At 63.4% G+C, this 21,201-nt stretch carries 19 protein-coding genes and 4 tRNA genes; 14 read left to right on the forward strand and 9 right to left on the reverse strand.

Annotated elements, in window-relative coordinates; genetic code table 11:
• Positions 1 to 141 precede the first annotated feature (141 nt).
• Genes pilB through yacG form a run of 5 tightly spaced genes read left to right on the forward strand, consistent with a single transcriptional unit; the run spans position 142 to position 4,763 of the window.
• Complete coding sequence (gene pilB / locus RAM80_RS12940; protein WP_416426930.1) at positions 142 to 1,842, forward strand: type IV-A pilus assembly ATPase PilB; 1,701 nt, start codon at positions 142 to 144, stop codon at positions 1,840 to 1,842.
• A gap of 3 nt (positions 1,843 to 1,845) precedes the next feature.
• Positions 1,846 to 3,069: a type II secretion system F family protein gene (locus RAM80_RS12945; protein WP_416426931.1), complete on the forward strand. Its 1,224-nt coding sequence runs from the start codon at positions 1,846 to 1,848 to the stop codon at positions 3,067 to 3,069.
• A gap of 1 nt (position 3,070) precedes the next feature.
• Positions 3,071 to 3,940, forward strand: coding sequence for a prepilin peptidase (locus tag RAM80_RS12950; protein WP_416426932.1), 870 nt, complete (start codon positions 3,071 to 3,073; stop codon positions 3,938 to 3,940).
• On the forward strand, positions 3,940 to 4,563 hold the full coding sequence (coaE, locus tag RAM80_RS12955; protein WP_416426933.1) for a dephospho-CoA kinase: 624 nt from the start codon (positions 3,940 to 3,942) through the stop codon (positions 4,561 to 4,563). The genes RAM80_RS12950 and coaE overlap by 1 nt, the downstream gene beginning before the upstream one ends.
• Entirely contained in the window at positions 4,560 to 4,763 is a 204-nt protein-coding gene (gene yacG / locus RAM80_RS12960) for a DNA gyrase inhibitor YacG (protein WP_416426934.1), read from the forward strand. The genes coaE and yacG overlap by 4 nt, the downstream gene beginning before the upstream one ends.
• A gap of 129 nt (positions 4,764 to 4,892) precedes the next feature.
• Here the strand turns inward: yacG and RAM80_RS12965 are convergent, their stop codons facing one another.
• A complete protein-coding gene (locus RAM80_RS12965) occupies positions 4,893 to 5,570 on the reverse strand; it encodes an energy-coupling factor ABC transporter permease (RefSeq protein ID WP_416426935.1) in 678 nt (225 codons plus the stop codon).
• The gene (locus tag RAM80_RS12970; protein WP_008371544.1) at positions 5,567 to 6,034 is read right to left on the reverse strand and encodes a hypothetical protein; all 468 of its coding nucleotides are present in this window, start codon (positions 6,032 to 6,034) and stop codon (positions 5,567 to 5,569) included. The genes RAM80_RS12965 and RAM80_RS12970 overlap by 4 nt, the downstream gene beginning before the upstream one ends.
• 111 nt (positions 6,035 to 6,145) lie before the next feature.
• On the opposite strand from RAM80_RS12970, the gene RAM80_RS12975 reads away from it, so the two are divergent.
• From RAM80_RS12975 to hutC, 5 genes are all read left to right on the forward strand, one after another.
• Positions 6,146 to 6,775, forward strand: a complete 630-nt coding sequence (locus RAM80_RS12975) for a DUF1780 domain-containing protein (protein ID WP_416426936.1) — start codon at positions 6,146 to 6,148, stop codon at positions 6,773 to 6,775.
• 175 nt (positions 6,776 to 6,950) lie between these two features.
• Positions 6,951 to 7,124, forward strand: a complete 174-nt coding sequence (locus RAM80_RS12980) for a DUF3094 domain-containing protein (protein WP_416426937.1) — start codon at positions 6,951 to 6,953, stop codon at positions 7,122 to 7,124.
• Positions 7,125 to 7,187: 63 nt separating this feature from the next.
• Complete coding sequence (locus RAM80_RS12985) at positions 7,188 to 8,483, forward strand: NAD(P)/FAD-dependent oxidoreductase (RefSeq protein WP_416426938.1); 1,296 nt, start codon at positions 7,188 to 7,190, stop codon at positions 8,481 to 8,483.
• A gap of 224 nt (positions 8,484 to 8,707) precedes the next feature.
• On the forward strand, positions 8,708 to 10,243 hold the full coding sequence (gene hutH / locus RAM80_RS12990) for a histidine ammonia-lyase (protein WP_416426939.1): 1,536 nt from the start codon (positions 8,708 to 8,710) through the stop codon (positions 10,241 to 10,243).
• Complete coding sequence (hutC, locus tag RAM80_RS12995; protein ID WP_416426940.1) at positions 10,240 to 10,962, forward strand: histidine utilization repressor; 723 nt, start codon at positions 10,240 to 10,242, stop codon at positions 10,960 to 10,962. The genes hutH and hutC overlap by 4 nt, the downstream gene beginning before the upstream one ends.
• 171 nt (positions 10,963 to 11,133) lie before the next feature.
• Here the strand turns inward: hutC and RAM80_RS13000 are convergent.
• From RAM80_RS13000 to rluD, 7 genes are all read right to left on the reverse strand, one after another.
• Positions 11,134 to 11,210: transfer RNA gene (locus RAM80_RS13000), tRNA-Pro, on the reverse strand.
• Positions 11,211 to 11,306: 96 nt separating this feature from the next.
• Positions 11,307 to 11,382: transfer RNA gene (locus RAM80_RS13005), tRNA-Lys, on the reverse strand.
• A gap of 5 nt (positions 11,383 to 11,387) precedes the next feature.
• Positions 11,388 to 11,464: transfer RNA gene (locus tag RAM80_RS13010), tRNA-Pro, on the reverse strand.
• 10 nt (positions 11,465 to 11,474) lie between these two features.
• Positions 11,475 to 11,550: transfer RNA gene (locus tag RAM80_RS13015), tRNA-Asn, on the reverse strand.
• A 431-nt stretch (positions 11,551 to 11,981) separates the two neighbouring features.
• Complete coding sequence (gene clpB / locus RAM80_RS13020) at positions 11,982 to 14,546, reverse strand: ATP-dependent chaperone ClpB (protein ID WP_416426941.1); 2,565 nt, start codon at positions 14,544 to 14,546, stop codon at positions 11,982 to 11,984.
• A gap of 246 nt (positions 14,547 to 14,792) precedes the next feature.
• Complete coding sequence (pgeF, locus tag RAM80_RS13025; RefSeq protein WP_416426942.1) at positions 14,793 to 15,533, reverse strand: peptidoglycan editing factor PgeF; 741 nt, start codon at positions 15,531 to 15,533, stop codon at positions 14,793 to 14,795.
• Positions 15,530 to 16,492 carry a 23S rRNA pseudouridine(1911/1915/1917) synthase RluD gene (rluD, locus tag RAM80_RS13030; protein ID WP_416426943.1) on the reverse strand — a complete coding sequence of 321 codons (963 nt, stop codon included), beginning with the start codon at positions 16,490 to 16,492 and terminating at the stop codon, positions 15,530 to 15,532. The genes pgeF and rluD overlap by 4 nt, the downstream gene beginning before the upstream one ends.
• Positions 16,493 to 16,641: 149 nt before the next feature.
• Between rluD and RAM80_RS13035 the strand changes: the two genes are divergently transcribed.
• The 4 genes from RAM80_RS13035 to RAM80_RS13050 all read left to right on the forward strand — a co-directional run bounded on the left by RAM80_RS13035 (position 16,642) and on the right by RAM80_RS13050 (position 21,104).
• The gene (locus tag RAM80_RS13035; RefSeq protein WP_416426944.1) at positions 16,642 to 17,667 is read left to right on the forward strand and encodes an outer membrane protein assembly factor BamD; all 1,026 of its coding nucleotides are present in this window, start codon (positions 16,642 to 16,644) and stop codon (positions 17,665 to 17,667) included.
• Between the two features lie 278 nt (positions 17,668 to 17,945).
• Positions 17,946 to 18,179, forward strand: a complete 234-nt coding sequence (locus RAM80_RS13040; RefSeq protein ID WP_416426945.1) for a PP0621 family protein — start codon at positions 17,946 to 17,948, stop codon at positions 18,177 to 18,179.
• On the forward strand, positions 18,169 to 19,761 hold the full coding sequence (locus tag RAM80_RS13045; protein WP_416426946.1) for a sensor histidine kinase: 1,593 nt from the start codon (positions 18,169 to 18,171) through the stop codon (positions 19,759 to 19,761). The genes RAM80_RS13040 and RAM80_RS13045 overlap by 11 nt, the downstream gene beginning before the upstream one ends.
• Before the next feature lie 2 nt (positions 19,762 to 19,763).
• Positions 19,764 to 21,104 (forward strand): sigma-54-dependent transcriptional regulator, encoded by a 1,341-nt coding sequence (locus tag RAM80_RS13050; RefSeq protein WP_416426947.1) that lies wholly within the window; start codon positions 19,764 to 19,766, stop codon positions 21,102 to 21,104.
• Positions 21,105 to 21,201: the final 97 nt, after the last annotated feature.

Raw genomic sequence — 21,201 nt, forward strand, 5'->3', positions numbered from 1 at the left:
GGAGCGAACCTGACGCTGCGGCCGCCAACACCATGCCCCTATAACGTCGAAACTGACATTTTTTGTCACCCTTGAACGAGTCATTTGGCACCGCAGCCCGACTACGCTATAAAACACCGATTAGATGTGACCGGTGCCAACATGAACGATATCGCCCTCACCGGCCTGGCCAAGCATTTGGTCCAGGCTGAACTGCTTACCGACAAGAGTGCGCAACAGGCGTATCAGCAAGCTCAACGCAACCGCATTCCCCTCGTACACTTCCTGGTACAAAATAAACTGGTAAAAAGTCGCGAGATCGCCGAGATCGCTTCAGAACAGTTTGGCGTATCGTTTCTTGACCTGACCATGCTGGACAAGGAAGGGCAACCGAAGGGCCTGGTCAGTGAAAAACTGGTCCGCCAACACCACGCCTTGCCCCTGTGGCGCCGCGGCAACAAATTATTTGTCGGCGTCTCCGACCCTACAAATCATCAAGCCATTACTGACATTCAGTTCAGTACCGGGCTGACCACCGAAGCCATCCTTGTCGAAGATGACAAGCTGATGGACGCCATCGACAAATTCTTCGACAACGGCAGCACCGGCCTTGAGGAAATGGCCGACGTAGACCTGGACGGCCTGGACGTACAGAGCGTTAATGATAACGATGACGGCCCCATTCCAGGGCAGGATGCCGACGACGCGCCGGTGGTGCGCTTCGTTAACAAAATGCTGCTTGATGCAATTCGTGGAGGTTCCTCAGACCTGCACTTCGAACCCTATGAGAAAAGCTATCGGGTCCGCCTGCGCACAGACGGCATGCTCAGGGAGGTTGCGAAACCACCGATCAACCTGGCTGGCCGCATTGCAGCGCGCTTGAAGGTCATGGCGAGCCTGGATATTTCCGAGCGCCGCAAGCCTCAAGACGGGCGCATCAAGATGCGCATATCCAAAAACAAGTCCATCGACTTCCGGGTCAACACGCTGCCCACACTATGGGGCGAAAAGATCGTCATGCGTATTCTTGACCCCACCAGCGCGCAAATGGGCATTGATGCACTGGGCTACGAGCCCGAGCAAAAGGAATTGTACCTGCAGGCCCTTCGCCAGCCACAGGGCATGATTCTGGTCACCGGGCCTACAGGTTCAGGTAAAACGGTTTCGCTTTATACCGGCTTGAATATCCTGAATACCGTCGACATCAACATCTCGACGGCAGAAGACCCGGTCGAAATCAACATGGAGGGGATCAACCAGGTCAACGTGAATCCCAAGCAGGGCCTGGACTTTGCCCAGGCTCTGCGTTCCTTCCTGCGCCAAGACCCGGATGTCATTATGGTCGGGGAGATTCGCGACCTGGAAACAGCCGAGATCGCCATCAAGGCTGCCCAAACAGGCCACTTGGTGCTGTCTACGCTGCACACCAACAGCGCTGCCGAAACACTCACCCGCCTGCAGAACATGGGAGTTGCAGGTTTCAATATCGCCACGTCGGTAAACTTGATCATCGCCCAGCGGCTAGCGCGCAAATTGTGCCCACACTGCAAGAAAGAGTCTCACATCCCCCGAGAGACGCAGATCAAGGAAGGCCTTCCTGAACATTTGATCGGTACCTTCAAAATTTACGAGCCTGTGGGCTGCGACCTGTGTAACGGCGGTTACAAGGGGCGCCAGGGTATCTATGAAGTGGTGCGTAACACCCAAGCGCTTCAGCGTTTGATCATGGAGGAAGGAAACTCGATCGAGATCAGCGACCAGGCACGCAAGGAAGGTTTCAACGACCTTCGCACCTCAGGGCTGATGAAGGTAATGCAGGGTGTTACCAGCCTTGAGGAAGTCAACCGGGTCACCAAGGACTAAGTCATGGCGGCAAAACCAGCAACAGCAAAAGTCAGCACCTATGCGTGGGAAGGCGTGGACCGCAAGGGTACCAAAGTGACGGGCGAACTGACCGGGACCAATTTGGCATTGGTCAAGGCTCAACTACGCAAGCAGGGTATCAACCCCAGTAAAGTGCGGAAAAAGTCAGCATCGCTGTTCGGGCGCGGCAAGAAAATCAAGCCCATGGACATCGCGCTTTTTACCCGGCAAATGGCAACCATGATGCGAGCTGGTGTCCCTTTATTGCAGTCCTTCGAGATTATCGGCGAAGGGTTCGACAACCCCAACATGCGAAAATTGGTGGATGAACTGAAGCAAGAGGTCGCGGCCGGCAACAGTTTTGCTACTTCACTTCGGCAAAAACCGCAGTATTTTGATGACCTCTATTGCAACCTTGTTCATGCCGGCGAACAAGCCGGCGCGCTTGAGACCCTACTCGACCGGGTAGCCACGTATAAAGAAAAGACCGAAGCGCTCAAGTCCAAAATCCGCAAGGCAATGAACTACCCTATTGCCGTCGTGGTGGTGGCACTTATTGTTTCGTCGATTCTCTTGATAAAAGTAGTACCTCAGTTCCAAATCGTATTTCAGGGCTTTGGCGCGCAACTGCCTGCCTTCACCTTGATGGTGATCGGGCTCTCGGAAATCATGCAATCCTACTGGTGGATGGTACTGTTGGGGTTGATTGCTGCCATCTTCGCCTTTAAACAGGCCCATAAAAAAAGCCAACGTTTCAGGGATTTTCTCGATCGTGCGGTCCTAAAACTGCCCGTTGTCGGCGACATTCTCTACAAATCCGCAGTTGCGCGATACGCTCGCACCCTTTCAACAACTTTCGCCGCCGGCGTCCCCCTAGTAGAAGCGCTGGACTCGGTCTCTGGCGCCACGGGCAACATCGTTTTCAAGAACGCGGTCAATAAGGTCAAATCTGACGTTTCAACCGGCATGCAGCTCAACTTCTCCATGCGCTCCACGGGTGTATTCCCGACCATGGCCATCCAGATGACGGCTATCGGCGAAGAGTCCGGGGCCCTGGATGAGATGCTCGACAAGGTTGCCACGTACTACGAAACCGAAGTGGACAACATGGTCGACAGCCTGACCAGCCTGATGGAGCCGTTGATCATGTGCTTCCTCGGCATCATCGTTGGCGGCCTCGTCGTTGCCATGTACCTCCCCATCTTCCAACTCGGCAACGTCGTCTAACATGCCCCTATCCGATTACCTGGCCACCTCCCCCGTGGCCTTCACCCTCTGCGCCCTGATCCTGGGCCTCGTAGTGGGCAGTTTCCTCAACGTCATCATCCACCGCCTGCCGAAAATGATGGAGCGCGACTGGAAGGCCCAGGCCCGCGACATCCTCGGCTTGCCGGCCGAGCCCGAGGGCCCGCGCTACAACCTGATGCTACCTGCCTCGGCCTGCCCGCATTGCCAGCACAAGATCCGCGCTTGGGAAAACATCCCCGTGGTCAGCTGGCTGGCGCTGAAGGGCCAATGCAGCCAGTGCAAGGCGCCCATCAGCAAGCGCTACCCGTTGGTGGAGCTGGCCAGTGGCCTGTTGAGCGCGTTCGTTGCCTGGCATTTCGGCTTTGGCTGGGCCGCCGGGACGATGATGCTGCTGACCTGGGGCCTGCTGGCCATGAGCATGATCGATGCCGACCATCAGTTGCTGCCGGATTCGCTGGTGCTGCCGTTGCTATGGCTGGGCTTGATCGTCAATGCGTTCGGCCTGTTTGCCACGCTGCCCGACGCACTGTGGGGCGCGGTGGCCGGCTACCTGGCGCTGTGGCTGGTGTTCTGGCTATTCAAGCTGGTGACCGGCAAGGAAGGCATGGGCCATGGCGACTTCAAGCTGCTGGCGATGCTCGGCGCCTGGGGTGGCTGGCAGGTGTTGCCGCTGACCATCCTGCTGTCGTCGCTGGTGGGCGCCATTCTCGGGGTGATCCTGCTGCGCCTGCGCAATGCTGCGCACAGCACGCCGATCCCTTTCGGGCCGTATCTGGCCATTGCGGGCTGGATCGCATTGCTGTGGGGTGGTCAAATAACCGCTTCCTACATGCAGTTTGCTGGTTTCTGATGACTACAGCTTCTTCGACGCCCTGGATCCTGGGCCTTACCGGCGGTATCGGCAGCGGCAAGAGTGCCGCCGCCGAGCGCTTCGCCGAGCTGGGCGTGCACGTGGTGGACGCCGACCAGGCGTCGCGCTGGGTGGTCGAGCCGGGGCGCCCGGCCCTGGCCGAGATTGCCCGGCACTTCGGGCCCGGGGTATTGCAGGCCGATGGCACGCTGGACCGCGCGGCGCTGCGCCGGCTGATTTTCGAGGACGCCGAGCAGCGGCGCTGGCTGGAAGGCCTGTTGCACCCGCTGATTGCCACCGAGATTGCCCAGGCGCTGGCCAGGGGCACTTCGCCCTATGCGGTGTTCGTCTCGCCGCTGATGGTGGAGTCAGGGCAGTACCGGCTAGCCCAGCGCCTGCTGGTGATCGATGTGCCCGAGGCGCTGCAGATCGAGCGCACCCTGCGCCGTGACAACACCAGCCTTGAGCAGGTGCAGGCCATCCTCAAGGCCCAGGCTACCCGCGAGGAACGCCTGCGCCACGCTGATGACGTGCTGGTCAATGACCGCGACCTGGGCGCCTTGCGCGCCGAAGTCGAGCGGCTGCATGATTTTTACCTGACGTTGACTGGAGGCCAATCATGAGCCAACCCCTGACCGTACAATGCCCCACTTGCGGGGCGCCGGTGGAATGGACCGCGGCCACCCCTACCCGGCCGTTCTGTTCCGACCGTTGCAAGCTGATCGACCTGGGCGCCTGGGCCGCCGAGGAACACAAGATCCCGGTGGCGCCGGACGCCGAGGATGAGCTGTTCTCGGGCGACCTGCCCCACAGCGAGCACTGATATACCCCTGTAGCCGCTGCCGTAGGCTGCGCTGGCCTCGTGCCCCACTGTAGATTTTCAGGGTTCACACCGGCCAGCGCAGCCTGGCGGCAGCGGCTACAGAGCTCCTCGCGCCATCCGGGGGGGGCATCACTCATCCTTCCACGGCGCCGCCAGGTACCGCGTGCGGTTAAAGGTTTCCAGCCATTCAGGACAAAACACCACCAACGCCGTGACGATCACCCCGTTGATGAACGCCTCGGGAAAGATCACCAACCACAGGTAGCCGACAAAGTCCCAGATCCACTCCGGCAGCGCGAAGCGCCCGTCCAGCCACAACAGCCCCAGCCCGGCGAACACGCACAGCAACGCCGCCAACGCGGCAGGAAAGAACCCTGAGCAGAAGATGTAGACGAAGGGATTCTTCGGCTGCGCGCGCTCCACCAACACGGCACAGACTTCCGTCACCAGCACCGGCAGGCCGATCAGCAGCAGGCCATTGATGCCGGCGGCCAGCAGGTCCTGGCGCCCCAGCAGCACCAGGCCCATCTGCGCGGCCAGGCCGCCGAGCAGCGCCAGCGGCCAGTCCAGCAGCAAGGTCACGGCGGTCATGCCGATGAAATGGTAGGACACCCCGGTGTCGAAATCGCGCCGCATCAGCCACAGCAGGAACAGCGCCAGCACCGTGCCGAACAGCAGGTGCTGGCGGCGGCTGTCACTGAACAGTTCAACCCAGGGTGCGCGCCAGGCAGCCCAGCCCAACACCGGTATATACAGGCACCAGCCCACGCTTAGCGTCGCGCCGGACAGCACCTGCGCGCTGATCATTTTTGCGCCTGTTCCAACGCCGTCTTCAACGCAGCGGCGTCGGTGAACGCGTGCTGGGCCACCACCCGCTGGTGGTCCAGTTCCAGCCACAGCACCGAGTCATCGGCTACGCCGTAGTTGGGGGCGATGCGGCCTTCGCGGTCGAGCACCACGCGGTAGTCGTAGGAACGCATGGACGGCAGCGCGAACATCCTGGCAATCAAGGCCGGCATGCGCTGGATGTCCGCCAGGAACACCGCCTTGCGTCCTTCCAGGTAGCCCTTGGGCTGGCCTTGCAGGGCGGCGTTGACCAGCTTGGCGCCGCCCATGTCGCGGGCCACCAGCAGAATGCGCGCGTCTTCGTTGAGGCTGTAGGGCGCGTCGAACTGGTCCAGCAGCGTCCACGGCGGCAACCGTTCGCCCACCTCCAGGGCCATGGCCCAGCAGGGCAGCAGGCTGAGCAGCAACAGGGTCCAGAACTTCATGTGCAGGTTCCTCTGGCGAATGTGCTTGTTGGCAGTTTACACCCCACACCGTGACACAGCGTGTGCAAGTCATTCACGGCAAAGCGCATTTGACCCGCTAAGCTTGTGTGCATGGATGACTCAGATTACCTGCGCCTGCTTACCATCCAGGCCGAACAAGCCAATGCGTTCCTATCCAATGCCCGCAAATGGGAGCGCGAGCGTTGGGTGTGCCAGCGCCTGCTGCAAGGCCTGAACATCCCGTACCGCGCCGAGGAGTTCAACCCGGCGGGCCAGGAGCCGCCCGACGTGCTGTTCCGCGACGCCAGTTTCGAGGTGTTTTTCGTGCTGGACGAGGGCCGGCGCCTGAATGACGAGTGGCGCGAGGAGCTGCAACGGCGCCGCAGCGCCTTTTCCCTGGCCCAGCTGGTGCGGCGCGAGGCCCGGCCCAAGCGCATCGGCGCGCCGGAACTGCTGCAGCGCCTGGCCCCCACCCTGCGCAAGAAGTCGCACAACTACAAGGAACGCGGCCTGGACCTGGGCGAGCTGGACATCATTGCCTTCGCCAGCCTGAAGCGCGAGGTGCTGGACCTCAACAGCCATTTCCCGCCGCCTACCGAGTACCTGCGCCAGGGCTGGCGCTCGCTGTCGCTGGTGGGCCCGACCTTCGCCCGGGTGCTGTTCGCCCATCCGGATGCGCCGGACTTCCTGCGCAGTAACCTGGGGCGCAGTATTGTGTTTGATGTGGGCATCAGCCTCTAACCCCCGTAGCAGCGGCCGCCAGGCCGCGTCTCAGGCGACGCGTTCCTGCAGGCATACCTCGTGGGGGCCGGACGCCGCCTGCGGCAGCTGCTACGGGGGTGGAATGGTTGTATGATTTGCGGTGGGAACACTGTACTTTTCCTACAGTCAGAAGCGTCTACCTTGCGAGGCCATGATGAGCAGCCGTCTGAATCCCGAAGATCAGCAACGCGTGGATCACTACCTGCAGCTGCCCCAGCACAAAGTCGAGCGCCGGCCCTTTCGGCCGTGGATGCTCCTGGTGCTGACGGTAGCCGTCACCATCGGCCTTGGCCTGTTGAGCCGCCTGATCAGTTACCTGGTGCTTTGAGCTGCCTTGCGCTCGCCCTTCCCACTGACCTACAGAATTCCGTAAACCTTATGAGTACTTTGAATGACACATCGTATCGTGATTGTCGGCGGCGGCGCCGGCGGCCTGGAGTTGGCGACCCGCCTGGGTAAGACCCTGGGCAAGCGTGGCACCGCCAGCGTGACCCTGGTCGACGCCAACCTGACGCACATCTGGAAACCGCTGCTGCACGAAGTGGCCGCCGGCTCCTTGAACTCCTCGGAAGACGAGCTGAACTACGTGGCCCAGGCCAAGTGGAACCACTTCGAGTTCCAGCTGGGGCGCATGAGCGGCCTCGACCGTGCGGCCAAGCAGATCCAGCTCGCCGCCACCATCGACGAGAATGGCCTGGAGCTGCTGCCTGCGCGCACCCTGGGCTATGACAGCCTGGTGATTTCGGTGGGCAGCACCACCAACGACTTCGGCACCCTGGGCGCGGCGCAGAACTGCCTGTTCCTGGACACCCGCAAGCAGGCCGAGCGTTTCCACCAGCAGCTGCTCAACCACTACCTGCGCGCCCATGCCCACAGCGACCTGGACAGCCAGATCAGCGTCGCCATCGTCGGTGCCGGCGCCACTGGCGTGGAGCTGGCCGCCGAGCTGCATCACGCGGCCCACGAGCTGGCGGCCTATGGCCTGGACAAGATCAAGCCGGAAAACATGCGCATCACCCTGATCGAAGCCGGCCCGCGGGTGCTGCCTGCCCTGCCGGAGCGCATCGGCGGGCCGGTGCACAAGACCCTGGAAAAACTCGGCGTCACCGTGCTGACCAACGCCTCGGTCAGCGAAGTGGGCCCCGACAGCCTGAAGACCGCCGATGGCAAGGTCATCCCCGCCAGCCTGAAAGTCTGGGCGGCAGGCATCCGTGCGCCGGCGTTCCTCAAGGACATCGACGGCCTGGAGACCAACCGCATCAACCAGCTGCAAGTGCTGCCGACCCTGCAGACCACCCGCGACGAGAACATCTTCGCCTTCGGTGACTGCGCGGCCTGCCCGCAGAAAGGCACCGACCGCAACGTGCCACCGCGCGCCCAGGCGGCCCACCAGCAGGCGTCCCTGCTGGCCAAGTCGCTGAAGCTGCGCATCGAGGGCAAGGAGCTGCCGGAATACACCTACAAGGACTACGGCTCGTTGATCTCGCTGTCGAAGTTCTCTGCAGTGGGCAACCTGATGGGTAACCTGACCGGCAGCGTGATGCTGGAAGGCTGGCTGGCGCGCATGTTCTACGTGTCGCTGTACCGCATGCACCAGATGGCGCTGTACGGCACCTTCAAGACCATGATGCTGATGCTCGGCAGCCGCATCGGCCGCGGCACCGAGCCGCGCCTGAAACTGCACTAACAGCCCCCGCAGCTACGTAGCCGCTGCCGCAGGCTGCGCTGGCCCTGAGCCCCACTGAAAATCTCCAGTGAGGCATGGGGCCAGCGCAGCCTGCGGCAGCGGCTACGTCGTTTGTGGCGTATGGATTTGCGACAAGCTGCGCTTTACCGGCGACAGGGCTCTTGCTATACCTGTATATACAGGCTTATATAGCTACCCTCTCAACCTGACACCAGGACACCGCCATGCCCGCCACCCTGCAGATCCTGCCCGGCCATTTCGACCTCGACCAACTGCGCGCCATCTATCAGCACCAGGCTCCCTTCGAGCTCGACGCCTCGGCCCGGGATGTAGTGGCGGCCAGTGCCAACACCGTCAGCCAGATCATCGCCAACGAACGCACCGTCTACGGCATCAACACCGGCTTCGGCCTGCTGGCGCGCACCTCCATCGCCACCGACAAGCTCGCCAAGCTGCAGCGCAACCTGCTGCTGTCGCACTGCACCGGCACCGGCCCGCTACTGGATGACGCCAGCGTCGGCCTGATCATGGCGCTCAAGGTGGCGTCCCTGGCCCGTGGCTTTTCCGGCGTGCGCTGGGAGCTGATCGAGGCGTTGCGCCAGTTGTATGCGGCCAAGGTGTTCCCGTGCATTCCGTCCCAGGGCTCGGTGGGCGCATCGGGCGACCTGGCGCCCCTGGCGCATATGTCGGCGGTGCTGATTGGCGTCGGGCGCGTGCGCCATGAAGGCCGTGAGATGGACGCGGTGGAGGGCCTGGCCATCGCTGGCATGACGCCGCTGGAGCTGGGCCCGAAGGAAGGCCTGGCGCTGATCAACGGCACCCAGGTGTCCACCGCCCTGGCCCTGCGCGGGCTGTTCGCCGCGGAGAAACTGTTCAGCGCCGCCGTGGTTGCCGGCAGCCTGACCGTGGAAGCGCTGAAAGGCTCGGCCGTACCGTTCGACCCACGCATCCAGGCGGTGCGTGGCCAGCCCGGGCAAATCGCCGCTGCGGCCTACTACCGCGACCTGCTGGGCGCCACCAGTGAGATCCGCCAGTCCCACGCCGACTGCAAGCGCGTGCAAGACCCTTACTCCCTGCGCTGCCAGCCACAGGTGATGGGCGCCTGCCTGGATCATATGCGCTTCGCCGCCGGGGTATTCCTGCGCGAAGCCAACGCCGTGTCCGACAACCCGCTGGTGTTCAGCGCCGACGGTGACGTGCTGTCGGGCGGCAACTTCCACGCCGAACCGGTGGCCATGGCCGCCGACGTGCTGGCCCTGGCCATCTCGGAAATCGGCGCGCTGTCCGAGCGCCGCACCGCGCAGCTGGTGGACCCGGCGCTGTCCGGCCTGCCGGCTTTCCTGGTGCGCGAAGGCGGCCTGAACTCTGGTTTCATGATCGCCCAGGTCACCGCCGCCGCCCTGGCCTCGGAAAACAAGACCCTGGCCCACCCCGCCTCCATCGACAGCCTGCCCACTTCCGCCAACCAGGAAGACCACGTGTCCATGGCCACCTTCGCCGCCCGCCGCCTGCTGGACATGGCCGGCAACAGCAGCGCCGTGGTCGCCATCGAACTGCTGGGCGCAGCGCAGGGCATCGACCTGCTGGCACCGCTGCAGACCTCGCCAAAGCTCACCGAAGTCATGCGCTTCATCCGCGAGGGCGTGGCCCACTACGACGAAGATCGCTACTTCGCCCCGGACATCGCCGCCGCCCGCAGCTGGGTGGAAGATGGCGTATTCGGCCGCTGGCTGGCCTTCGCCGAGCTGTACCAGGGATGAACACCCGGCCCGCCCAGGCGCTGTACCAACGCGCCAAGGACTTCGTGCTGGACAAGGTCCACGCCGGGCATTGGAAGCCCGGCGACCTGATTGCCTCGGAAAACCAGTTGGTGCAGACCTTGGGCATGTCGCGCATGACCGTCAACCGCGCCCTGCGCGAGCTGGCCGAGGAAGGCCGGCTGGTGCGGGTGAACGGCGTGGGGACTTTCGTGGCCGAGCCCAAGCCGCAGTCCAACCTGATGCGCATCAGCAATATCGGCGACGAGATCCTCGCCCGTGGCCACCGTTATGAATGCCGCATGCTGCACATGGGGCGTGAAGCCGCGTCCCTGCAGGTGGCGGCCGCCATGGGCCTGGCCACTGGTGCATCGGTGTTTCACCTGCTGTGCGTGCACCTGGAGGAAGGGGTGCCGGTGCAGCTGGAAGATCGCTACGTGAACCCGGACCTGATCCCGCAGCTGCTGGCACAGGACTTTGGCGCCCAGCTGCAACCTGCCAGCTACCTGCTGCAGGTGATTCGCCCGGACGAGATGGAGCACATCGTCGAAGCCGGGCACCCCAGCGAGGAGGAAGCTCGGCTGCTGCAGATGGAGATGGACGAGGCCTGCCTGGTGCTGCTGCGGCGCACGTGGAATGCGGAGCGGGCGGTGACCTATGTGAAGCTCACCCATCCGTCTTCGCGGTATCGGCTAGGTAGCCGAATGACCGTCAAAGCCTGATACCCGTAGCCGCTGCCGCAGGCTGCGCTGGCCCTATGCCCCACTGGACTTTTTCAGCGTTCACAAGGGCCAGCGCAGCCTGGCGGCAGCGGCTACGGATCGTGTTTGGAGTCGGTGAAGTTTTTCAGGCATAAAAAAAGGCGTCCACGAGGGACGCCTTTTTTCTGAAGATGGTCGGGGTAAGGGGATTCGAACTCCTGACATCCTGCTCCCAAAGCAGGCGCGCTACCGGACTGCGCTATACCCCGGTACAAAAAAGGCACCCAGAAGGCGCCTTTTTTGATGCCTCCCAGTGTTACCCGGAAGGGCTTTTAAGATCTGACCCAGCGAACTGGAGTCAAAAATGGTGGGTCGTGTGGGACTCGAACCTACGACCAATTGGTTAAAAGCCAACTGCTCTACCAACTGAGCTAACGACCCAAAAATGGTCGGGGTAAGGGGATTCGAACTCCTGACATCCTGCTCCCAAAGCAGGCGCGCTACCGGACTGCGCTATACCCCGATATGAAATTTGGCTCCGTGACCAGGACTCGAACCTGGGACCCAATGATTAACAGTCATTTGCTCTACCGACTGAGCTATCACGGAACTATCAATTTCAGATGCTGCAATTTCAGTACTGCAAGTTTCGAATCTGTATTCCTACCGCTTCGAACTCTTCGGCTTTCCCGTATCGCTACGTTAGTGCCTCTGAGGCGCGCTATTCTACAACCTTCAAAACCCTTGTCAACCCCTAATTTTCATTCAACTTACTGAATTTCAAACTATTTTCAGATCCCGGTGTAGCGTGGTGATCTGTGGGTTGCCGTTACAGCGAGGCGAACTTTACTCAACCTTTTTCAGAAATGCAAATAGAAACATGCATTTAGCTGCAATTTTTTTCAAAGTGCCGATTTTCCAGGCCCGAAACGCCGTAGCCGCTGCCGCAGGCTGCGCTGGCCCTATGGCACACCTGTAATTTCCCGGGTGTACTACAGGGCCAGCGCAGCCTGACGGCAGCGGCTACAGAGACTCAACCATCAGGCGAAGACGATTTCGTCGTCCGCCACGCTGGCGGTAATGGTCGTGCCCGGCAGGAACTGCCCGGACAGAATCAACTGCGCCAACGGGTTCTCGATCCAGCGCTGGATCGCGCGCTTCAGCGGCCGCGCGCCATACACAGGGTCGTAACCCACGGCAATCAGCTTGTCCAACGCCTCTTCGCTCAGCTCCAGGTTCAGCTCGCGCTCGGCCAGGCGGCGGCGCAGGCGGCCGAGCTGGATTTGCGTGATGCCGGCGATCTGGTCGCGGGCCAGCGGCTCGAACACCACCACCTCGTCGATACGGTTGATGAACTCCGGCCGGAAGTGCGAGCTTACCGCGTCCATCACTGCGGCACGCTGGGCCTCGCGGTCCCCCACCAGCTCCTGGATCTGCGCGGAGCCCAGGTTGGAGGTCATCACGATCACGGTGTTGCGGAAGTCCACGGTGCGGCCCTGGTTGTCGGTCAGGCGGCCGTCGTCCAGCACCTGCAGCAGCACGTTGAACACGTCCGGGTGAGCCTTCTCCACTTCGTCCAGCAACACCACCGAGTATGGCCGGCGGCGCACGGCCTCGGTCAGGTAGCCGCCCTCTTCATAGCCGACGTAGCCCGGTGGTGCACCGATCAAGCGAGCCACGGAATGTTTCTCCATGAACTCAGACATGTCGATACGCACCATGGCCTCCTCAGTGTCGAACAGGAACTCGGCCAGGGCCTTGCACAGCTCGGTCTTGCCCACGCCGGTAGGGCCCAGGAACATGAACGAGCCGCTGGGGCGATCCGGATCCGCCAGGCCGGCACGGGAGCGGCGCACGGCGCTGGAAACCGCTTCCACGGCCTCGTTCTGGCCGATCACGCGCTTGTGCAGCAGGCTTTCCATTTTCAGCAGCTTCTCGCGCTCGCCTTCGAGCATCTTCGCCACCGGAATGCCGGTCCACTTCGACACGACTTCGGCGATCTCTTCCTCGGTGACCTTGCTGCGCAACAACTGGTTGTCGCTCTTGCCGTGCTGGTCGACCATCTGCAGGCTGCGCTCCAGGTCCGGGATCACCCCGTATTGCAGCTCGGCCATGCGGCTCAGGTCGCCACGGCGGCGGGCGGCTTCCAGCTCCTGGCGCGACTGTTCGATTTTCTGCTGGATCTGCGCCGAGCCCTGCACTTCGGCTTTCTCCGAGGTCCAGATCTCTTCCAGGTCGGCGTACTCACGCTCGACGCGGGCGATTTCCTCGGTCAGCTTCTCCAGGCGCTTGATCGCCGCTTCGTCGTCTTCTTTCTTCAGGGCCTGGGACTCGACCTTGAGTTGAATCAGGCGACGCTCCAGGCGGTCCAGCACTTCAGGCTTGGAGTCGATTTCCATGCGGATGCGGCTGGCGGCTTCGTCGATCAGGTCGATGGCCTTGTCCGGCAGCTGGCGGTCGGTGATGTAGCGATGGCTGAGCTTGGCCGCGGCAATGATCGCGCCGTCGGTGATCGCCACCTTGTGGTGCACCTCGTAGCGCTCCTTCAGGCCGCGCAGGATGGCGATGGTGTCCTCCTCGCTCGGCTCGTCCACCAGCACTTTCTGGAAGCGCCGCTCAAGGGCCGCGTCCTTCTCTATATATTGGCGGTACTCATTGAGCGTGGTGGCGCCCACGCAGTGCAGCTCGCCACGGGCCAGGGCCGGCTTGAGCATGTTGCCAGCGTCCATGGAGCCCTCGCCCTTGCCGGCGCCGACCATGGTGTGCAGTTCGTCGATGAACAGAATGATCTGCCCTTCCTGCTTGGACAGGTCGTTGAGCACGCCTTTGAGGCGCTCTTCGAACTCGCCGCGGAACTTGGCACCGGCGATCAGCGCGCCCATGTCCAGGGACAGCAGGCGCTTGCCGCGCAGGCCGTCCGGCACTTCGCCATTAATGATGCGCTGGGCCAGGCCCTCGACGATGGCGGTCTTGCCCACGCCCGGTTCGCCGATCAGAACGGGGTTGTTCTTGGTACGGCGCTGCAACACCTGGATGGTGCGACGAATTTCGTCGTCACGACCGATGACCGGATCCAGCTTGCCCTCTTCGGCGCGCTTGGTCAGGTCAACGGTGAATTTTTCCAGGGACTTGCGCGAGTCTTCGGCGTTGGCGTCATTCACCGCCTCGCCGCCGCGCAGGTTGGTAATGGCGTTCTCCAGGGCTTTCTTGCTCACGCCCTGGCCGAGCAGCAGCTTGCCCAGCTTGCTGTTCTCGTCCATGGCCGCCAGCAGCACCAGCTCGCTGGAGATGAACTGGTCGCCCTTCTGCTGCGCCAGGCGGTCGGCCTGGTTGAGCAGGCGCGCCAGGTCCTGGGACATGTTGACGTCGCCGGTAGGGTTCTGGATTTTCGGCAGGCGGTCGAGCTCCTTGCTCAATTCCTTGCGCAGGCTGTTCACGTCGAAGCCCACCTGCATCAGCAGCGGCTTGATGGACCCGCCCTGCTGGTCGAGCAAGGCCTGCATCAAATGCGCAGGCTCGATGGCCGGGTGGTCCATGCCCACCGCCAGGGATTGGGCATCGGACAGCGCCAACTGCAACTTGCTGGTCAAACGGTCTATACGCATATGTCACCTTCCTATAGGGGCAGGCCGGAGCGATGGACACACCTGATGAAGAAAAACCTGCCTGAGATACCGATATAGATGGGGGGTATTGTTCAAGATTCAAGCGGCAGGGGCTTGACCCACATCAATAACGCACACTACCCGTAGCCGCTGCCGAAGGCTGCGCTGGCCCCGTGCCTCGCTGAAGATTTTCAGGGTTCACACAGGCCAGCGCAGCCTTGCGGCAGCGGCTACGAAGTGTCGTGGTCAGGCGTTATCGAGCCAGATCAGCGACGCGAAGCGGCCGGTCTGCGGCGCACGCCGGTAGGAGAAGAAGCGTAGATCCTCGATGGTGCATTCACCACCGCCGTACACCGCGGTAATGCCCATCGCCGCCAGGCGCAGGCGCGCCAGGGCGTAGATATCGGCCATGAACTTGCCCGGCGCGGCGCCCGGCACGAAGGCTGCTGCGGTCTGCGGGTGGCTGGCCATGAAGATGTCGCGCACCTCGGCGCCCACCTCGAAGTTGCGCGGGCCGATGGCCGGGCCCAGCCAGACCAGGATCTCGCTGGCCGGCACCGCCAGGCTTTCCGCCGTGGCCTCCAGCACCCCGGCGGCCAGCCCGCGCCAGCCGGCATGGGCAGCGCCCACGCGGGTGCCGGCGCGGTCGCAGAACAGCGCGGGCAGGCAGTCGGCGGTCATCACCGTGCAGGCGATGCCGGGGGTGGCCGTCCAGCTGGCGTCCGCCTCGGCGATGACCGCCGGGTTGGCGTGCGCCACGTGGATGCCGTGCACCTGCTTGAGCCACGCCGGCTGGATGCCGAACGTGCGCGTCAGGCGCAGGCGGTTCTCGGCCACCGCCGCGGGCGCGTCGCCCACGTGGTCACCGAGGTTGAAATGCTCGAAAGGCGCGGCGCTGACGCCGCCCTCTCGCGTGGTGACGCAGGCCTTCACGTTGGCCGGTGCCGGCCAATCGGGGAAAATCAGGTCCTGCGTCAGGTCACTCATCCGACGAACGCCTCGCGGTCCTGCTTGAGCAGCGACAGCAGCCAGACGAAATCATCCGGCAGTGGCGATTCCCAGCTCATGCGCTGGCCGGTGGTGGGGTGTTCCAGCTCCAGGAAGCGCGCGTGCAGCGCCTGGCGCGGGAAGGTCTTCAGGGCATCGACCATGGTCGCGCTGGCGGCCGGCGGAATGCGGAAGCGCCCGCCGTAGGCCTGGTCACCCACCAACGGGAAGTTGATGTGCGACATGTGCACGCGGATCTGGTGGGTACGGCCGGTTTCCAGCTTGACCCGCACGTGGGTGTGCGAGCGGAAGCGCTCCAGCACGCGGTAGTGGCTGACGGCTGGCTTGCCGCCTTCCATGACCGCCATGCGCTGGCGCTGCTGGCCGTGGCGACCGATGGGGGCGTTGATCTTGCCCCCGGCGGTGACCACGCCGATGACGATACACTCATAAATCCGACTGACGGTACGGCTTTGCAGCTGCGCGACCAGCTTGGTCTGCGCCTGGATGGTCTTGGCGACCACCATCAGGCCCGTGGTGTCCTTGTCCAGGCGGTGCACGATGCCGGCGCGCGGGACATTGATGATGTCCGGCACGTGGTGCAGCAAGGCGTTGAGCAGGGTGCCATCGGCGTGGCCAGCAGCCGGGTGCACCACCAGGCCCGCAGGCTTGTTGATGACCAGGATGTCGTCGTCCTCGTAGACGATGTCCAGCTCGATGTCCTGGGCGATCCACTCGCCCTGGGCTTCCTGTTCGGCGGAAAGGGCCAGGATGGCGCCGCCGTGAACGATGTCACGTGGGCGCAGCACGCCACCGTCCACGGTCAGGCGGCCTTCTTTGATCCAGGCGGAAAGGCGCGAGCGAGAGTGCTCGGCGAACAATTGTGCGGCGACTTGATCGAGGCGTTGGCCGCCCAATTCGGACGGTACCTCTGCGCTAAGTTGTATGATCTCGGACATGCTCGGACTGTGCGGCGGCACAGCCTTTGGTTTCGGCTGCACGCTTGTGGTTAAATACGGCGTCTTTTGCCCCGAGGCTTCCACGGGGCGCTCATCATAACAGGACGGTCACGCCCAAGACAGCGGCCGTCATAGGGACGCAAGCCGCCATGCAAGTGAAACACCTGCTGCTGATCGCCATCCTCGGACTCACGGCCGCCTGTTCGTCGAAGAAGGAAGTGGTCGACGAAAACCTGAGCGAAACCGAGCTGTACCAGCAGGCGCAGGCCGATCTGGACAACCACAGCTTCACCAGCGCCACCGCCAAGCTGAAGGCGCTGGACTCCCGCTATCCGTTCGGGCGCTACGCCGACCAGGCGCAGCTCGAGCTGATCTACGCCAACTACAAGAACTCCGAGCCTGAAGCAGCCAAGTCGGCTGCCGAGCGTTTCATTCGCCTGCACCCCCAGCACCCGAACGTCGACTACGCCTACTACCTCAAGGGCCTGACCTCGTTCGACCAGGACCGCGGCCTGCTGGCGCGCTTCCTGCCGCTGGACATGACCAAGCGTGACCCGGGTGCAGCCCGCGACTCCTACAACGAGTTCGCCCAGCTGACCAGCCGCTACCCCAACAGCCGCTACGCCCCTGACGCCAAGCAGCGCATGATCTACCTGCGCAACCTGCTGGCGGCCTACGAGATCCACGTGGCCGACTACTACCTGACCCGTCAGGCCTACGTCGCCGCCGCCAACCGTGGCCGCTACGTGGTGGAAAACTTCCAGGAAACCCCGTCCGTGGGTGACGGCCTGGCCGTGATGGTGGAAGCCTACCAGCGCATGGGCCTGGACGACCTGGCCGCCACCAGCCTGGAAACCCTGAAGCTGAACTACCCTGACCACCCGCAACTGGTGGACGGCAAGTTCGTGCCGCAACAGGCCGAGGCGGACAACCGCTCGTGGCTGACCAAGGCCACCCTGGGCCTGGTAGGCACCAGCGCGCCACTGCCACCGGGTGAGACCCGCGCCAACCAGGAGCTGACCAAACAGTTCCAGGACGACAAGGACGCCATCCCGCACGAGCTGCTGCCAAAAGACCAGGGCGGTACCGCCGACGAGCCGGCCAAGCCGGTAGACGACGCACCGAAGAAGAAGCGCGGCTTCTTCAGCTACCTGACCTTCGGCCTGTTCGACTGAGCAACGCTGCATTGAAAAAGAGGCCTTCGGGCCTCTTTTTTTGTATCCGCAGAAATATATTTCTCGCCCCTGCACCTGTAGCCGCTGCCGCAGGCTGCGCTGGCCCTTTCATACACCAGATGCCCCACGGGTGTACTCGCGGACCAGCGCAGCCTGGCGGCAGCGGCTACAAAGCAGGCGCCATCAAAAAGATATCACCGCCGATACCCGGCACCGCTTGTCCCCTGCCCGGCCCGCTCCTACACTGCCGCATCTCCCTCAAGTTCGAGCCGCTGAACATGATTCGCCTGATTTTCTGGATCGCCATTGTCTTCGCCATCCTGTGGCTATGGCGCAAGATCAAGCCACGGCCCCAGGGCCCGGCCCGCACCGGCAACGACCAGCCGCTGCTGATGGTGCGCTGCGCCCACTGTGGCGTGCACCTGCCGCAGAACCGCGCGTTGGGCAACGGCCAGCAGTGGTACTGCAGCCAGGCGCACCTGGACCAGGGCCCGGCGCCACGTGAGCGCTGAGACCTTCCTGCCGGGCGGCCCCCAGGCGCGGCGCCTGCTGCGCCTGTACCATCTGTACCGCCTGACCATCGGCATCACCCTGATCCTGCTGATTTCCAGCAACATGGATGACAAGCTGCTGGAGCTGGCCAACGGCGCCTGGTTCCGCACGGGCAGCTGGGCCTACCTGTTGTTCAACATCGCCGCCGTCATCCTCCTGGAAAAGCTGCGCCCGCCCGGCCACGTGTTCGCCCTGGCGCTGCTCGACATCCTCATGCTCTCGGGGCTGTTCTACGCCGGTGGCGGCACGGGCAGCGGCATTGGCAACCTGATGATCGCCTCGGTGGCCATGAGCAACCTGCTGCTGCGCGGGCGCAACGGCCTGCTGATCGCCGCGCTGGGCAGCATCGGCATCATCTACCTGACCTTCTACCTGAACTTCCTGCGCCCCAACTCCGCCACCAACTACGTGCAGGCCAGCACACTGGGGGTGCTGTGCTTTGCCGTGGCGCTGATGGTGCAGGCCCTGACGCGGCTGCTGCGGGTCAGCGAGAGCCTGGCCGAGCAGCGCGCCAGCGACGTCACCAACCTGGAAGAGCTCAACGCGCTGATCCTGCAGCGCATGCGCACCGGCATCCTGGTGCTGGATACGGTCAACCGCGTGCAGCTGGCCAACGAAGGCGCGCTCAAGCTGATCGGCCAGTTCAACCTGGGCGGCCAATTGATCACCGCCTACTCACCGGAGCTGGTGGAGCGCCTGCTACAGTGGCGCACCAACCCTACCCTGCGCCTGCGCAGCCTGAAGTTCACGCCCACCGGCCCTTCGGTGCAGCCCAGCTTCATCGCCCTGCGCCGCGGCGAGCAGCAGCAGACCCTGGTGTTCCTCGAAGACCTCTCGCAGGTCGCCCAACAGGCCCAGCAACTCAAGCTGGCTGCCCTGGGCCGGCTGACCGCGGGCATCGCCCATGAGATCCGCAACCCGCTGGGGGCCATCAGCCACGCCGGCCAGTTGTTGCAGGAGTCGGAAAACCTCGACCCCGCCGACCTGCGCCTGACCGAGATTATCAAGGACCAGTCCAAGCGCATGAACCTGATCATCGAGAACGTGCTGCAGCTGTCCCGGCGCCGCCAGGCCGAGCCCGAGCCGCTGGACCTGCGGGCGTTCCTCGAGCGCTTCCTCGCCGACTTCCGCACCACCGCCACGCCGCGCCAGGCCCTGCACCTGTATGTTACCGACGGGCCGATCGAGACCCGCATGGACCCGCACCACCTGACCCAGGTGCTCAGCAACCTGGTGGAAAACGGCCTGCGCTACAGCGCCCACGCCCATGGCCAGGCCCAAGTGTGGCTGAACCTGTTCGTCGACCCGACCAACGGCCTGCCGATTCTCGACGTGCTGGATGATGGCCCGGGTTTTTCAGCCGATCAACTGCAACACATCTTCGAACCTTTCTTCACCACCGAAACCAAAGGAACAGGATTGGGCCTCTACATTTCCCGTGAACTGTGCGAAAGCAACCAGGCGCACCTAGACTACAAGCCACGTGAACGCGGCGGCAGTTGCCTGCGTATCACGTTCGCCCATGCACGGAAGCTGAGTTGAACATGAGCCAACGGCAAAAGATCCTGATCGTCGACGATGAGCCGGATATCCGCGAACTCCTGGAAATCACCCTGGGCCGGATGAAACTCGACACGCGCAGCGCGCGCAACGTCAAGGAAGCCCGCGAGCTGCTGGCCCGCGAGCCGTTCGACCTGTGCCTGACCGACATGCGCCTGCCCGATGGCACCGGCCTTGAGCTGGTGCAACATATCCAGCAACGCTTTCCCCAGCTGCCGGTGGCGATGATCACCGCCTATGGCAGCCTCGACACCGCCATCAACGCCCTCAAGGCCGGTGCCTTCGATTTCCTGACCAAGCCCGTGGACCTGGCGCGCCTGCGCGAGCTGGTGGCCAGCGCCCTGCGCCTGCAAGGCCCGGCCGGCAGCGAGCAGAGCATCGACGACCGCCTGCTGGGCGACTCGCCACCGATGCTGGCCATGCGCAAGCAGATCGGCCGGCTGGCGCGCAGCCAGGCGCCGGTGTACATCAGTGGCGAGTCGGGCAGCGGCAAGGAGCTGGTGGCGCGGCTGATCCATGAGCAAGGCCCGCGCGCCGAACTGCCGTTCGTGCCGGTGAACTGCGGCGCCATTCCCTCGGAGCTGATGGAGAGCGAATTCTTCGGCCACCGCAAAGGCAGCTTTACCGGCGCCGTGGAAGACAAGCCCGGACTGTTCCAGGCCTCCAACGGCGGCACGCTGTTCCTCGACGAGGTCGCCGACCTGCCGCTGGCCATGCAGGTGAAACTGTTGCGTGCCATCCAGGAGAAGGCGGTGCGCAGCATCGGCGGCCAGAGCGAGGTGGTGGTGGACGTGCGCATCCTCTGCGCCACCCACAAGGACCTGAACGCCGAAGTGGCAGCCGGGCGTTTTCGCCAGGACCTCTACTACCGCCTCAACGTCATCGAACTGCGCGTGCCTTCCTTGCGCGAACGCCGCGAAGACATCGCCCTGCTGGCCACTCGCGTGCTCAAGCGCCTGGCCCACGGCAGCGGCCTGCCCCCGGCGCAACTGAGCCCGGCGGCGCTGGAAACCCTGAAGGGCTACCGTTTCCCCGGCAACGTGCGCGAGCTGGAGAACATGCTCGAACGCGCCTACACCCTGTGCGAGAACGAGCGTATCGAGCCCAGCGACCTGCGCCTGAGCGAATCGGCCCCGACCACCGAAGGCGGCCTGCCCGACCTGACCAACGTCGACAACCTGGAAGATTTCCTCGAGAACATCGAGCGCAAGCTGATCCTGCAAGCCCTGGAAGAAACCAGGTGGAACCGCACGGCAGCGGCGCAACGGCTGAGCCTGTCGTTCCGGTCGATGCGTTATCGGTTGAAGAAGCTGGGCCTGGAGTAAAAGAACCGCTGCACCCTACGCGGCCTTCCTGGAACTACGTGGTGCCCGTGACGCGGTCTGCGACCGCTGCTACAGGGACGTCGTAGCAGCTGCCGAA

It is taken from the genome of Pseudomonas sp. App30, from assembly GCF_047947025.1.
GTDB lineage: Bacteria > Pseudomonadota > Gammaproteobacteria > Pseudomonadales > Pseudomonadaceae > Aquipseudomonas.